The following is a 14,328-nucleotide window of genomic DNA, read 5'->3' on the forward strand; positions in this document are numbered from 1 at the left end:
TTCTGTAGACCAGGGTTTCGCCACGAGCTTTTGCCGCCTACGCTGGCCTGGCGCGGGGGCCCGTCTCCCTCCGCGCGCGTGAGGCGAGACGAATAGGGGGCCTGATGGTTGTGGGGAACCGTCGCGGGCTGCGATTGGCAGCACTCGGCACGCTGCTGGCAGTGGTCGCACTGCCGGCGTACGCCGATGACCCCACCCCACCACCACCCGCGTCGGTGACGGACGTCAACCGGACCCTGGAGGAGCTCCAGGCCGAGGCCGCCGCCGTCCAGGCCGACTTCGCCAAGGCGACGATCGCCTACACCAACGCTCTCAAGGCAGCACAGACCGCTGAGGCCGCCGCCAAGAAGGCCGAGACCACCGCGGCCGCGTCGAAGGGCAAGGCCGACGAGCAGCGCCGCCGGCTCGGCCTGCTGACCGCGCAGGCCTACCAGCTCGGCATCCCGACCGTGATGGGTGCGGAGTCGATGATCTGGTCGCTCGCGCCGGTCGCGGAGAACCTGCAGGAGATCGCCGACCGCCAGACCGCGATCACCCAGCTCGGCAGCACCCAGGTCGCGCAGTACAAGGCCGCGACGGCCGCCGAGTCAGAGGCCGGCCGGACCCGGTCCGAAGCCGCCGGCAAGCGAGCCGCCGCGAACGCGGCGGCCGCCAAGGCCAAGGAGCTCAGTCAGCAGGTCCAGCAGAAGGCCGCGTTCGCCGCAACGGCGATGGAAGGCCAGGCCGCCGACCTCGACGGTGCGTCCGAGCTCTCCAGGCAGCTGCAGCTCGCCCGCAACCACCAGGCCCTGACGCGCTGGAAGACGTACCTGACCGAGCTCACCACCGCCAAGGTCAAGCCACCGGCGGCCGCCGTACTCAAGAACCCTGCCAAGCTCCCGGCCGGCCTGAAGCCGCTGACCGCGGCCGGTGCGCCCGTGCCCGGAGCGGCGTCGACCGTCACCGGCGGACGGACGATCCGGGTGTTGCCGGCCGAGACGATCCGCGCGGTCAACCAGGCCTTCAGCCTGCTCGGCAAGTCGTACGGCGTCGGCGCGACCGGCCCGGCCAAGTACGGCTGCCTCGGCGCGGCCCGGGTCGCGTGGCAGCCCTACACGACGCTCCCCAACCTGGTCGGCAAGGTCTACCCGAACTACCAGGCGGTGCCCAAGACCCAGGTCCAGCCCGGCGATCTGCTCGTGATGGGCAGCAAGTCGCTCGGCCTCGTCCACATCGGCGTCGCCCTCGACAACGGCGAGATGATCGCCGCCGACGAGGCCAAGGGCTCGGTCGTCGTCACCACCGTCCCGGACAACCTGTACTCCGCGCTCCGCCCGACCCTGGGCAAGCCCGCCAAGCCGCAGGTCGCCCCGACCCCGACGTCCGCCTCGTACGCTTTCCGTTGCGGCAACACCGCGACGTCGTACGACATCGGCACCGGCGCCTGGACCTGGCCGCTCGCGGACGGCACCTATGAGATCGGTACACCGTTCGGCCAGGCCGGCTCGATGTGGGAGACCGGCATCCACACCGGCCAGGATTTCCCGGCCGCCGTCGGTACGCCGGTCCGTGCGGCGACGTCCGGTGTCGTCCGGGTCGAGCACCCGGCCTGGGCCGGCAACCTGGTCCGGATCGACCACGGCAACGGCCTCGAGACCCTCTACGCGCACCTGAGCGCGATCGACGTCGCCGACGGGACGCAGGTCAAGGCCGGACAGCGGATCGGCGCGGTCGGCACCGAAGGCAACTCCACCGGACCGCACCTGCACTTCGAGGTCCGGCTCGGCGGCGACCCGGTCAACCCGATGCCGTTCCTGGCCACCGGGTCGGCGAGCGTCGGGTGGGGCGGCTTCAGCAACGGCATGATCCCGTCCAGCAAGCTGTGCGGCCTCGGCTCCGGCCACAAGCTCCGCTGCGACGCGGCAGCGGCGTACGCGCAACTTGCCGCCGCCTACCGCGCCCAGTTCGGCAGGACGCTGTGCATCACCGACTCGTACCGCTCCTACACGTCCCAGGTCGACCTGTACTCCCGCAAGCCGTCGCTGGCCGCCCTCCCCGGTACGTCGAACCACGGCTGGGGCGTCGCGGTCGACCTGTGCGGCGGCATCGACCGGTTCGGCACGAAGCAGTACCAGTGGATGAAGAACCACGCTGCGACGTACGGCTGGGTGCACCCGTCCTGGGCCGAGCAGGGCGGCTCCCGCGAGGAACCCTGGCACTGGGAATTCGGCAAACCGGCCAGTGCGTGACCAGGCTTGAGCTTGGCGAACACGTACGCTGGGCGTGTGGCCGAGCAGAAGACTCCCGACCGCACTGATCACAACATCACGCTGGACGCTGACGACGACCGGTGGGAGTGGCGGCGGCGCATCCGGGCGAACCCGACGAAGCATCTCGTCTACCGGATCGGCGTGGGCGTGCTCGGTGGGTTGCTGCTCATTGCCGCGCCGCTGACCGGGTGGTTGCCGGGACCGGGCGGGATCCCCTTGTTCATCGCGGGTCTCGCCGTACTCTCGAGCGAGTTCGAGTGGGCCCAGCGCCTGCTCTACAAGGTCAAGGACTGGGTCAAGGCGCTCACCGCCTGGACCGGCAAGCAGCCGGCCTGGCTGAAGACGCTCGGCACCGTGGCGCTGTTCATCTGCGTGCTGATCGCGATCTGGCTCTACCTGGCCGTGCTCGGCGTGCCTGGCTGGTTCCCGGACTCCTGGGAGAGGTTGCTGGCGAGGCTCCCGCTGCTCCCCTGATCGAGCATCGGGTAGGCCGGCAGTTCGATCAGGTTGCTGAACTTCTGGGCCATCCTGAGCATCTGGTTCATGAAGAACTTCGTGTTCAGGATCCGGTTCCGTGCGGTGATCCCGAACTGCGTCGCCGGGGCGAGGAACTGACCGGTCCGGCTGCCGTCCTGCGTGGTCTGCACCGCCTTCCGCAGTCGCGCTTCGTAGCGCGAGAACGCCGCCCGGTAATCGCCGCGGGACTCCGCCAACTCCCCCGCCAGCACATACGCGCCGATCACCGCGGTACTCGTGCCCAACGCACCGAACGTCGCCCCGTACCCGGCGTCGCCGAGCAGCACCACCCGGCCGGTGGACCAGCGATCCACCTGCACCCGGCTGATCGAGTCGAAGTACAACTCGGTTGCCGCGGGCAACTCGTCCAGGAGCCACGGCACGTGCCAGCCGACGTCCTCGAAGTGCTCGCGGACGATGGCCTTCTGCTCGTCCGGATTGCGCCGGTCGTAGCTGAGCCGCGGTGACTTGAAGACGAACAACGTCTGCGCCAGCGCCGGGTCACGCCGGTCCGCACCGACGCTCGCCAACTTCCCGGGCACGTTGTACTGCAGCGCGTCACCGCTGATCCCGACCGTGTTCGGCGCTTCCCACCCGGCAACGTAGTAGCCGAGATGCCGCTCGGTCACCTGCTCCGGCGCGAACGCGAGCCGCCGTACGACCGAGTGCATGCCGTCCGCCCCGATGACCAGGTCGTACGTCTCCTCCAACCCACTCTCGAACCGCACATCGACCCCGCCCGAATGCTCGCGCAGGCTCGCGATCGAGTCACCGAACCGGTACGACGCCTGCCCGCGGCTGTGCTCGTAGAACACTCGGGACAGGTCGGCCCGCAGCACCTCGAGCTCGCCGCCGGCGAACTCCTCCGGCATCCGCATCAGCTGCCGGCCGTCCTCGTCGACGAACCGCATCGCGGTGCCGCCGGTCTGCAGCGCCCGCAGGTCTGGCAGCACGCCCATCTTGTCGAGGACGACCTTGTTCACCTCGCCGCGGAAGTCGACGGCGTACCCGCCCTGCCGCAGCGCCGGCGCGATCTCGACCACCGTCACAGCGTGACCGAACCGGCCCAACCAGAGCGCCACCGACGGGCCCGCAACGCTCGCACCCGACACCAGAACCTTCATCTTCTGCCTCCATCATCGTTAACTGTGTCTGTCGGACACAATAAAGTGTATGGTAGACACAGTTCAAGTGATCTGGGAAGGACGGCGATGACGGAACTCCTCTGGGGGCGGCAGCAGCCGCCGAGCCGCGGGCCGAAACCGGCGATGACACTGACCGGTATCGCGGAGGCGGCGATCCGGATCGCGGACGTCGAGGGCCTCGACGCGGTCTCGATGCAGCGCGTGGCCGACGATCTGCCGGTCACCAAGATGGCGCTCTACCGCTACGTGCCCGGCAAGAGCGAGCTGGTCGCGGTGATGAGCGACCTGGCCATCGGCGAGCCGCCGGAACATCCTGGGCTGTCCTGGCGCGAGGCGTTGCACGCGTGGGCGATGGATCTGTTCGAGGGCTTCAACCGCCACCCGTGGCTACTGCTGTCCACGGTTGGACGCCGCCCCGTCGGGCCGAACGAGGCCGCCTGGCTCGATCGAGGTGTGCAGGCCCTGACCGACTCCGGCCTGAACGGCACCGAGCAACTCGACTCGATCCTTGTCCTGTCCGGCCACGTCCGCACGATCGCACTGCAGACCGCCACCATGCCCGGCGGCAGGAAAGGTCTCACCGAGGAGGCCTTCACCGCTTCCTTCGCCGCGATCCTCGCCGCCGAGGCGGACCGGTTCCCGAGCCTCACTGCCGCTCTACGGACCCCGAGCGGTCAGGAGAACCAGGGACTCGCGTTCGGTCTCGACCGCATCCTCGACGGCCTCGAACTCCTGATCAGGGCAAGGAATGCGTGAGCTTCGGCGAATTGAAACGTTGCCGATACGTGCTTGCACTGAGGCCGTAGTGAGACTTGAAACGCCGCGCGAAGTAGTTCTGGTCCGGCCACCCGACGGCCTCCCCGATCCGGGCGATCGGCAGGTCCGTGTGCAGCAACTGAACGGCGGCCAGCTCGACTCGGTGCCGGGACAGGTAGGCCATCGGCGGCATCCCGGTCGCCGACTTGAACAACCGCACCAGATACCCCGGCGCGAGGTGCAACTCCTGCGCCAGATCGGTCAGCGTCCACGGCCGCGCCGGGTCCGCCTCCATCATCCGCATCGCGGCCAGTACGGCGGGATGCGTCTGGCGACCGAGTTCGTCGCGTTCGCCGACGGTCCGCGCGACACAACTCAGGTACAACGACAGCCACCCGATCAGATCACCGCGATGCCGGCGCATCGACTGATTGCGTAGCTGCCGCAGGCCGTCCAGGTGACCGAGCGCCTCGGTGAGGGTCTCGTCGTCGAGGTGCGTGCTCAGCACTCCACGCCGCTGGGCAGAGAAAGGTCCAGTCCACAACAGATAACCCAGCAAGGGATCCTCGCGCGTCCAGGCCAATTCGCGCTGGACCAGGTCGGCCGAGAAGCAGCAGTTGTAGACCTCGAGCGAACGGCATTGCTCGTACTCGTGCCACACGCCTGGTCGCAGCACCACCACGTCGCCGACGCGCAGGTCCTGACGCCCGGCCTGGCTGTGGTGGACCCCTTCACCACCTGTCACCAACGCGAGCTCGAAGAAGCTGTGCGTGTGCAGTGGATGGCAGTCCTCGTGCACATGCGGACCCGCGTGCACGATCGTCCCTTCGACGAAGTGCAGCAGTGTCCCTTTGGTCCTCACTGGCTCGTCGGCCATGCCTCACGATACGGGCCAAGGTGCATTTTGTGCTAGCGCGAGTGCACTCCGGGCTAGCCCCCGGCGGCGATCGGTCGCAGGATCGGGGGACAGGCGAAACCTCTCCGCCATCAATCCGTAACGCATCGAGTCCTTTCGCCACAGCACCCAATGAATCGTTTCACTCGCCGGTTGGAGTCTTATGTCGAACCTCGCCGCACCCGCCTTCCTCCGCTTCGAACACCGCACCGACGCCGGACCCGTGGTAGGCATCGGTACCGCGACCCCACGGCTGTCGTGGCAGATCCCCACCGCGGACGCCGCGTACGCGCAGACGGCGTACGAGGTCGAGATCACCACCGGCTCGGCGCAGGTCTACACGGTCCAGTCCCCCGACCAGGTCCTTGTCCCCTGGCCCGGTGACCCACTCGCGTCGCGGCAGTCGGCGCAGGTCCGGGTGCGAGTGCGTGGGAACGACGAGTGGAGTGACTGGAGCGACGCGGCGACAGTCGAGGCCGGTCTGCTGACATCGGCCGACTGGAGTGCACGCTTCGTCAGCCCGCGAGGCAACAGCTACGGCTCGCCCGCTCCCCTGCTCAGCGGCGTCGCCGAACTGCCCGACGGCATCGTCAAGGCCCGCCTCTACGCCACCGCCCAGGGCATCTACCTACCGGAGCTCAACGGCCAACGTGTCGGCGACGAGGAGCTGGCCCCGGGCTGGACGGCGTACCAGCAGCGGCTCCGCTACCAGACGTACGACGTGACCAGCCTGGTGCGGTCCGGCGAGAACCGGCTCGAGTTCCTGGTCGGCAACGGCTGGTACCGCGGCCGGCTCGGCTTCCACGGCAAGAACTCCTTGTACGGCGACCGTCTCGCCGTACTCGCCCAGCTCGAGATCACGACCGAGGACGGACAGGTCCACACCTTCGGCAGCGACGACACCTGGACCGCGCGCGAGAGCGCCGTCGTCGCCGACGACCTGTACGACGGCCAGCGCACGGACCTCCGCCGGACACCGGGCGATGCCACCGCGGTCGACGTACTCGACGCCGACCTCAACCTCCTGGTCGCACCCGACGGCCCGCCGGTCCGCATCACCGAGATCGTGCCCGCAGTCGAGATCACGAGCTCGCCGACGGGCAAGACGCTGGTCGACTTCGGCCAGAACGTCGTCGGCCGGATCCGCCTGAAGGCCCGCGGCGGCGCGGCCGGCGACGAGATCGTCCTGCGCCACGCCGAGGTGCTCGAGAACGGCGAGCTCGGCGTACGCCCACTGCGGACCGCCAAGGCCACCGACTCCTACGTCCTGGCCGGGCCTGACGAGGTCACGCTCGACTCGCCGCTGACCTTCCACGGCTTCCGGTACGCCGAGGTCACCGGCGTCAGCGAACTGCGGCTCGACGACCTCGAAGCAGTCGTCGTGGGATCGGACCTGCGCCGCACCGGCTGGTTCGACTCGTCGCACGACCTGCTCAACCGCTTCCACGAGAACGTCGTCTGGGGCATGCGGGGCAACTTCGTCGACGTACCGACCGACTGCCCGCAGCGCGACGAGCGGCTCGGCTGGACCGGCGACATCCAGGTCTTCTCGCCCACCGCGAGCTTCCTGTTCGACACCGCCGGCTTCCTCACCAACTGGCTGGCCGACCTGGCCGCCGAGCAGCAGAAGGACGGCTCGGTGCCGTTCGTGATCCCGGACGTGCTCAAGCACAACGGTCCGGCCACGGCCGCATGGGGTGACGCGGCAACGATCGTGCCGTGGGTGATCTACGAGCGCACCGGCGACGCGGGTCTGCTCGCCCGCCAGTTGCCGAGCATGCGTGCCTGGGTCGACAAGATGGCCAACCTGGCCGGCAGCGACCTGCTCTGGTCCGGCGGGTTCCAGTTCGGCGACTGGCTCGACCCGACCGCGCCGCCGGACAACCCGTTCCGGGCGAAGGCCGACCCCGACGTCATCGCGACCGCACACCTGGCCCGCTCGGCGGAGGTTGTTGCCAAGGCCGCGGAGGTCGTCGGGGACCCGGAGCTGGCCGGCGAGTACGCCGATCTGGCCGCGCGGGTCCGGCAGTCGTTCGCAGCGGAGTACGCCACCGACGGCGGTCGCGTGCTGAGTGACGCGGCAACGACGTACGCGCTCGCCCTGCAGTGGGCGCTGCTGCCCACCGACGCACAGCGTCAGCGTGCCGGCGAACGTCTCGCCGACCTCGTCCGGACGTCGGGCTTCCGGATCAGCACCGGATTCGTCGGTACGCCGCTGATGGCCGACGCACTGGCCGATTCCGGACATCCTGACCTCGCGTACCGCCTCCTGCTACAGACAGGCTGCCCCTCTTGGCTGTACGCAGTGACGATGGGAGCCACGACGGTCTGGGAACGCTGGGACAGCATGTTGCCCGACGGCAGCATCAACCCCGGCCAGATGACGTCGTTCAACCACTACGCCCTTGGTGCGGTGGCCGACTGGATGCACCGGCGGGTCGCAGGTCTTGCCCCCGGCGATCCGGGGTACCGGACGATCGTGGTACGCCCGCTGTTCTCCTCGCACCTCACGAGCGTCTCCGCCAAGCACCTCACCCCGTACGGCGAGGCGGCGGTCTCGTGGACGCGCGCCGACGGCCGGATCACGCTGACGGTGACCGTCCCGGTCGGCGCCCGCGCGCAGGTCGCCGTACCCGGTGCGGACGAGCAGGTCGAGGTCGGCCACGGGACGCACGAATGGACCGGTGACGACACGTACGCCGCGACCCCGGCACTGCCCGCAGATGCGAGCATCCGGCAACTGATGGACCACGAGCCGAGCTGGGACGAGATCTCCGCGGCGGCCCAGGAGACCGAGGTCGTCGCCGACGACGCCGACCTGGCCGGCCGGCTGGAGCGGTACCTCGACCAGCCCGCGGCCGACTTGGTCGAAGCGATCAGCCCCCGTGGCTTCTCCCCCAGCGCCAAAGCTCTTCAGGCCCGGCTCGAAGCCCTTCTCGACAACAACTGACCCACAACCTGGACGACTCCGCCCCGCTGCAGATGCCCTGATGAAACATCCCTTGGAGGTCATGATGACGTTCCGCCCAGGCACGAGAGGACTGGCCGTCATTGCGGCCTGCTCGCTCGCACTGACCGCGTGCAGCGCGGGCAGTCTCGGTTCCAGTGACGACGCCGGTGGTGGTGCTTCGGTCGAGATCACGTACCTGACCACCAACCAGGATCAGGACGTGAAGGAAGCCGAGCAGCTCGCCAAGGACTTCCACGCGAAGAACCCGACCATCACCGTGAAGGTGGAGACCCGACCGGGTGGCACCGAAGGCGACAACATCATCAAGACCCGGCTGTCCACCGGTGACATGGTCGACATCTTCAACTACAACACCGGGTCGCTGTTCAACGCGATCGCACCGCAGAAGAACCTGCTGTCGGTCAACGACGAGCCGTGGGTCGCCAACCTGGACGAGAACTTCAAGAAGACCGTGACCGCCGACGGCCAGGTGTACGGGGCACCTGTCGGCGGGTTCCAGGGCGGTGCGGTCCTCTACAGCATCCCGGTCTACACCAAGCTCGGGCTGAAGATTCCGAAGACCTGGGCCGAGTTCATGGCCAACAACGCCAAGATCAAGGCCTCCGGTGGCGGAGTCGCGCCGGTGATCCAGACCTACGGCGAGACCTGGACCTCACAGCTGTTCGTGCTGGGCGACTTCCACAACGTGTCCTCGGCCGAGCCGGACTTCGCGGACAAGTACACGAAGAACCAGGCGAAGTACGCGACGTCGCCGGCCGCGCTGAAGGGATTCGAGCACACCGAGGCCGTCCACGACGCCGGGTACGAGAACAAGGACTTCGCCTCGGCCAAGCTCCCGGACGGTCTCAAGATGCTTGCCACCGGCAAGGGTGCGCACTACCCGATCCTGTCCGGTGTGGTCGCGAACATGGTCGCCACCTACCCCGACGCGGCCAAGACCGTCGGCCTGTTCGCGCTGCCTGGTGACGACGCGAGCAAGAACGGCCTGACCCTGTGGACACCGGGCGGTCTCTACATCCCGAAGACCACCGAGGGCGACAAGCTGGACGCGGCGAAGAAGTTCCAGGCGTTCGTCGCCAGCCCGGACGGCTGCGCGTCGCAGAACACGGCCGGCGCACCGACCGGCCCGTACGCGGTCAAGGGCTGCACGCTGGGAGACGACGTACCGCAGTCGATCAAGGACATGCAGCCGTACCTCGACAAGGAGGGTTCGTCGAGCCTGGCGCTGGAGTTCCTGTCGCCGGTGAAGGGCCCGTCGCTGGAGCAGATCACCGTCGAGGTGGGCTCCGGCATCCGGAAGGCGAAGGACGGCGCCGCCCGGTACGACGAGGACGTCAAGAAGCAGGCCCAGCAGCTCGGACTGGCTGGTTGGTGAAGGTCTGTGGCCATCACTTCGATTCGCCCGCGCTCGCGTAGCGACGCGACCCCGGCCGCTCCGGCGGCCGGGGGGAAGGTCTACAAGCCGTACTCGTTGTGGTTCTACCTGCCGACCGCGGTGATCTACACCGTCCTGTTTCTCGTTCCGACGTTCGCCTCGTTCTACTACAGCCTGACCCGGTGGAGCCTGTTCGAGTCCAAGTTCATCGGGCTCGAGAACTTCATCACGTTCTTCCAGGAGCCGGCCCTGGTCAAGGGCTTCACCAACACGTTGATCTACGCCGTAGTGACGTCGGGTTCGAAGGTCGTGCTCGGCCTGCTGCTCGCCGTCCTGCTGACCTCGCAGATCGTCGGCCGCGGGTACCTGCGCTCGGTCGTCTTCTTCCCGGTGCTGGTCAGTACGGTCGGCGTCGGCCTGCTCTTCCAGGTGCTGATGAACCCCGAGCGCGGCATCATCAACGGGGCCCTGGGCGTGCTCGGCATCCAGGGACCCGGGTGGCTGACCGACCCGAAGTGGGCGCTGATGTCGATCGCCGCCGTCGATGTGTGGAAGGGCGTCGGGCTGGCGACCCTGATCTACATCGCCGGGATCGTGTCGATCCCGCGGGAGTACATGGAGGCCGCCCGGGTAGACGGCGCCGGGTCGTGGGAGTCGTTCCGCCGGATCGTGCTGCCACTATGCAAGCCGGCCACCGTCACCGTGATCATCCTGTCGCTGATCGGCGGCCTGCGGTCGTTCGAGCTGATCTGGGCGATGACGCGTGGTGGACCCGGATTCACCTCGGACGTGATCTCGTCGGTGATCTACAAGCAGTACCAGGCCGGGTTCTACGGTCTGTCCACGGCCGGCAACGTGATCCTGTTCCTGGTCGTCACCGCGATCATCCTGCCGCTGTCGTGGTTCCTGAACCGGAAGGAGGTGGACATGTGAGTACCGCCGAACTCGTCAACCACCGGCCGGGCCGCAGCTACCTGCTCAGCGCGGTCGCGATCGTGTCCTCGATCGTCGTCTTCATCATCCCGTTCGCGTTCATCGTGCTGACCGCGGTGAAGGACCGGCAGCAGTCCGCGGACCTGGACTTCGCCTGGCCGCACCAGTTCCACTTCGTGCAGAACTTCGTCGACGTGGTCAAGGCCCGTGACTACATGCTGGTGATCGCGTTCATCAACAGCACGATCCTGACCGTGGCCAGCGTCGCCGGGATGGTGGTGCTGGCGGCGATGGCCGGGTTCGTGCTGCAGCGCCGCAAGAGCAAGTGGAACGGCTTCATCAACTTCCTGGTGCTGTCCGGGCTGATCATCCCGCCGGCCGTCGTGCCGACGATCTGGGTGCTGCAGAAGATCGGGCTGTTCAAGACCATGCCAGGTTTGATCCTGATCGAGATCGCGTTCGGGTTGTCGTTCTGCATCCTGCTGTTCCGGGCGTTCGTCGCGACCATTCCCCGCGAGCTCGACGAGGCCGCGATCATCGACGGGGCCGGGCCGTTGCGATTGTTCTTCGGGGTCATCTTCCCGCTGCTCAGATCCGTCATCATCACCGTCGTCGTGGTCCAGTCGGTCAACGTGTTCAACGACTTCGTGAACCCGCTGTACTTCCTGCCCGGCGACAAGAACGCGACCGTCCAGCTGACCCTCTACAACTTCTCCGGCCAGTTCAGCACCCAGTACAACCTGCTGTTCATGGACATCCTGCTCATCACGATCCCACCCCTGATCATGTTCCTCTTCTTCAACCGCCAAATCGTCGCCGGCCTGACATCGGGCGCCGTCAAGGGCTGATCACTCCGGCTTGCGAACGATCACCGCCGCCTGCGGGTCCTTCTCGCCCGGGATCTGCGGTCGCGGCATCGTCACGACCTCGGCAAACCCGGCGTCGGCCAGCAGGGCGGACACATCGGCAGGATCGAACGTGTAGACCTCCAGATCGACGTCATGACCGTAGGCGTGGGAAAGGTGCCGGCTCCCACCGCCGACCTTGAAGCCATGGACCAGGTAGCCGCCCGGCCGCACCACCCGGAAGATCTCCGCGAACACGGCCGGGAGATCCTCGCGCGGCGTGTGGACCAGTGAGTACCACGCGAGAGCGCCGGCCAACTCGTCGTCCTTCAGGTCGAGGTCGAACAGGCTCCCGACCTCGAACCGCAGATCGGGATACTCCTGGCGGGCGACCTCGACCATCCCCGGCGACAGGTCGATGCCGAACACATCCAGTCCAAGCGAGGCGAGGTACGCCGTGATCCGCCCCGTGCCGCACCCGAGGTCGCCGACCGGCCCGTCCCCGACCAGCTCGGCGAACCGGTCCAGAGCGGGACGCTCGGACGGCTGCTCCAGCAGGATGTCCTTCAGGAGTCGGTGGTAGTCGGCGGCGACGGTGTTGTACGAAGTCTCGATCATGGTCCGCGACCCTAACCGCCGCCACCGACAGTCGGTCAGACGGCGGCGTAGTACGCCTCGACCGCCTCGTAGTCGACTGAGGTGTCCGGCTTGATGCCGAGGGCCTCGTAGTGCTTGCGCCGGGCCCGCATGTCCGCAAGCAGGATCGCGCGGGCGTGGGCCGCGACCTCGTCGGCGACCTCGGCCGGGACCACGATGACGCCGTCGTCGTCGCAGCCGACCATGTCGCCGGGGCTCACCTGCGTGCCACCACAGGCGACGGTGGTCTGCGTCTCCACCACCTTGATCCGGCCGGGGATGATCGTGCGGCCCCGGGCCCGCGAACAGATCGGGGTGCGCTGGGCAACAATCTCCGCGGTGTCCCGGCAGTACCCGTCGGTGACGATCCCGGCCGCACCGGCCTTCACCGCGCCCATCCCGTTCTCCGAACCCCAGAAGCCGACCTCCTTGCCGCTGACCGACCAGGACGTGTTCGAGATCCTGACGCTTCGCACCGCACTGGAGCGACTCGCCATCGAGCTGGGTGTGCCGGTGCGATTCCCCGACCGGCTCAAGGACGCGCAGGAGGCGCTGGCCGAGATGGAGCACTGCGCGGACGCCGAGGACCGCGGCAGTCTCGTCCAGGCCGGCTACCGTTTCCACGCCTCGCTCATCGCTCTCGCCGGACACCGGCGGCTCGAGGAGGCGTACGCATCAGTGCAGCAACAACTGCTCCTCTGCATGGCGCGCAATCTCTACGCCCGCGAGCACTTCTACGAGGACCTCCACGAGCACGTGGGGCGGCACCGGACCTTGCTCGAGCTCGTCGAAGCCGGCGACCCCGCCGCCGTACTGGCCGAGTTGGCGGTGCACGGCGAGCGGTCGTTTAGCGACCTTCAGAGCAACGCAGGCAGCCGCTCGGCGAGGGACTTGTAGTCCCGGAGCGAGTTGTAGGCGTGTGCGGACAGTCGGATGAAGCCGCGGCCGTCGAAGCCGGTCAGCGTGATCTCGGCCTTCAGCTCACGCGACACCCGGACCTTGAACGCCTCCCCGGCGGTGAGGTCGACGGACGACGGCAGCTCGACGAGCCGCATCGTCGCCGCGGGACGCACGACCTCGGCGACACCGGTCGCCAAGGCCTTCGCGATGATGCGAGCGCCCTCGTCGATCAGGTTGCTCAGCTGCGAGCGTCGTACCGGCCAGTCGAGTTCGTCCAGCACCCGCAGGGATTCGGGCGCGGCGATCCAGGGGACGTAGTCGTACGTGCCCTGCATGTCGAAGCGCTCCGGCATCCGCTCGTCGTACTCCGACCACGACACGATCAGCGGCAGCGCCTCCGACCGCCACTTCTCCGCGACCACCAGACCCGCAGTCGCCCGCGGCGAGGCCGGCCACTTGTGGAAGTTGCCGGTCCAGAAGTCGGCGCCGTCGGCAGCCGGCGCGTCGATGAGGGCCGGTGCATGCGCGCCGTCGACCACGATCGCCACGTCCCGATCCCGGCAGAGCGCCACGAGGTCCCCGATCGGGAACACCATCGCCGTCGCCGAGCTGATCTGGTCCACGATGAGCACGGACGCCTGGTCGAGCTGACCCGCGATCAGTGATACGACCGTCTCGTCGTCGGCCTCCAGCGGTACGTCGACCACGACGACCTCGGCCCGATTGGCCCTGCCGAACCGCTCGGCGGCGTACCGGACCGCGCCGTACGCGTGGTTGGTCAACACGATCCGGCTGCCGGGTGGGATCGGCAGGGTGGCGAGCGCGACAGTCACCCCGGCGCTGGCGTTCGGGACCAGGGCGAAGCCGGCCGGGTCGGTCCGCAGGTACGACGCCAACTCGAGACGGCTCGTGGTCAACTGGTCCGCCACCGAGCGGAACCATGCCATCGGGTTGGCCTCGGTCTCGGTGCGCAGGGCGGCCATCAGTTCCTGGGTACGCCGCGGCACTGCGCCGTACGAACCGTGGTTCAGGTGCAGTACGCCGGGGTCGAGGGTCCACAGGTCGGGGCGGGGGCTGAGTAGCGTCACCACGCAAACGGTACATACT

Annotated in this window: 13 protein-coding genes; 8 read left to right on the plus strand and 5 right to left on the minus strand. The window is 68.1% G+C overall.

Going from position 1 to position 14,328, the window contains the following annotated elements; translation table 11 throughout:
* Positions 1–104: 104 nt before the first annotated feature.
* Together ACIBG5_RS06830 and ACIBG5_RS06835 are read left to right on the plus strand one after the other, a co-directional pair.
* Positions 105–2,228: a peptidoglycan DD-metalloendopeptidase family protein gene (locus ACIBG5_RS06830; RefSeq protein ID WP_396390535.1), complete on the plus strand. Its 2,124-nt coding sequence runs from the start codon at positions 105–107 to the stop codon at positions 2,226–2,228.
* 36 nt (positions 2,229–2,264) lie between these two features.
* Positions 2,265–2,723 (plus strand): PGPGW domain-containing protein, encoded by a 459-nt coding sequence (locus ACIBG5_RS06835; RefSeq protein ID WP_396390536.1) that lies wholly within the window; start codon positions 2,265–2,267, stop codon positions 2,721–2,723.
* Here ACIBG5_RS06835 and ACIBG5_RS06840 read toward each other — a convergent pair.
* Positions 2,642–3,889, minus strand: a complete 1,248-nt coding sequence (locus ACIBG5_RS06840; RefSeq protein WP_396390537.1) for an FAD-dependent monooxygenase — start codon at positions 3,887–3,889, stop codon at positions 2,642–2,644. The two genes, ACIBG5_RS06835 and ACIBG5_RS06840, sit on opposite strands and share 82 nt — an antisense overlap.
* Positions 3,890–3,976: 87 nt before the next feature.
* Between ACIBG5_RS06840 and ACIBG5_RS06845 the strand changes: the two genes are divergently transcribed.
* Positions 3,977–4,666 (plus strand): TetR/AcrR family transcriptional regulator, encoded by a 690-nt coding sequence (locus tag ACIBG5_RS06845; protein WP_396390538.1) that lies wholly within the window; start codon positions 3,977–3,979, stop codon positions 4,664–4,666.
* Here ACIBG5_RS06845 and ACIBG5_RS06850 read toward each other — a convergent pair.
* Positions 4,647–5,543, minus strand: a complete 897-nt coding sequence (locus tag ACIBG5_RS06850; RefSeq protein ID WP_396390539.1) for a helix-turn-helix domain-containing protein — start codon at positions 5,541–5,543, stop codon at positions 4,647–4,649. The two genes, ACIBG5_RS06845 and ACIBG5_RS06850, sit on opposite strands and share 20 nt — an antisense overlap.
* 181 nt (positions 5,544–5,724) lie before the next feature.
* On the opposite strand from ACIBG5_RS06850, the gene ACIBG5_RS06855 reads away from it, so the two are divergent.
* The 4 genes from ACIBG5_RS06855 to ACIBG5_RS06870 are packed head-to-tail and all read left to right on the plus strand — an operon-like array spanning position 5,725 to position 11,688.
* On the plus strand, positions 5,725–8,511 hold the full coding sequence (locus ACIBG5_RS06855; RefSeq protein ID WP_396390540.1) for a family 78 glycoside hydrolase catalytic domain: 2,787 nt from the start codon (positions 5,725–5,727) through the stop codon (positions 8,509–8,511).
* Between the two features lie 40 nt (positions 8,512–8,551).
* Positions 8,552–9,907: an ABC transporter substrate-binding protein gene (locus ACIBG5_RS06860; RefSeq protein ID WP_396390542.1), complete on the plus strand. Its 1,356-nt coding sequence runs from the start codon at positions 8,552–8,554 to the stop codon at positions 9,905–9,907.
* Positions 9,908–9,913: 6 nt separating this feature from the next.
* On the plus strand, positions 9,914–10,840 hold the full coding sequence (locus tag ACIBG5_RS06865; protein ID WP_396390543.1) for a carbohydrate ABC transporter permease: 927 nt from the start codon (positions 9,914–9,916) through the stop codon (positions 10,838–10,840).
* A complete protein-coding gene (locus ACIBG5_RS06870) occupies positions 10,837–11,688 on the plus strand; it encodes a carbohydrate ABC transporter permease (protein WP_360438963.1) in 852 nt (283 codons plus the stop codon). Before ACIBG5_RS06865 ends, ACIBG5_RS06870 begins: the two co-directional genes overlap by 4 nt.
* Here ACIBG5_RS06870 and ACIBG5_RS06875 read toward each other — a convergent pair whose 3' ends face one another.
* Together ACIBG5_RS06875 and ACIBG5_RS06880 are read right to left on the minus strand one after the other, a co-directional pair.
* Entirely contained in the window at positions 11,689–12,303 is a 615-nt protein-coding gene (locus ACIBG5_RS06875; RefSeq protein ID WP_396390545.1) for a methyltransferase domain-containing protein, read from the minus strand.
* A 35-nt stretch (positions 12,304–12,338) separates the two neighbouring features.
* Entirely contained in the window at positions 12,339–12,797 is a 459-nt protein-coding gene (locus tag ACIBG5_RS06880; protein WP_396390546.1) for an RraA family protein, read from the minus strand.
* On the opposite strand from ACIBG5_RS06880, the gene ACIBG5_RS06885 reads away from it, so the two are divergent.
* Positions 12,772–13,218, plus strand: coding sequence for an FCD domain-containing protein (locus tag ACIBG5_RS06885; protein WP_396390548.1), 447 nt, complete (start codon positions 12,772–12,774; stop codon positions 13,216–13,218). The genes ACIBG5_RS06880 and ACIBG5_RS06885 overlap by 26 nt on opposite strands.
* Here ACIBG5_RS06885 and ACIBG5_RS06890 read toward each other — a convergent pair.
* Positions 13,179–14,309: an aminotransferase class V-fold PLP-dependent enzyme gene (locus tag ACIBG5_RS06890; protein ID WP_396390549.1), complete on the minus strand. Its 1,131-nt coding sequence runs from the start codon at positions 14,307–14,309 to the stop codon at positions 13,179–13,181. The genes ACIBG5_RS06885 and ACIBG5_RS06890 overlap by 40 nt on opposite strands.
* Positions 14,310–14,328 lie beyond the last annotated feature (19 nt).

The sequence above is a fragment of the Kribbella sp. NPDC050241 genome (assembly GCF_044459685.1).
In the GTDB taxonomy this organism is placed as follows: Bacteria; Actinomycetota; Actinomycetes; order Propionibacteriales; family Kribbellaceae; genus Kribbella.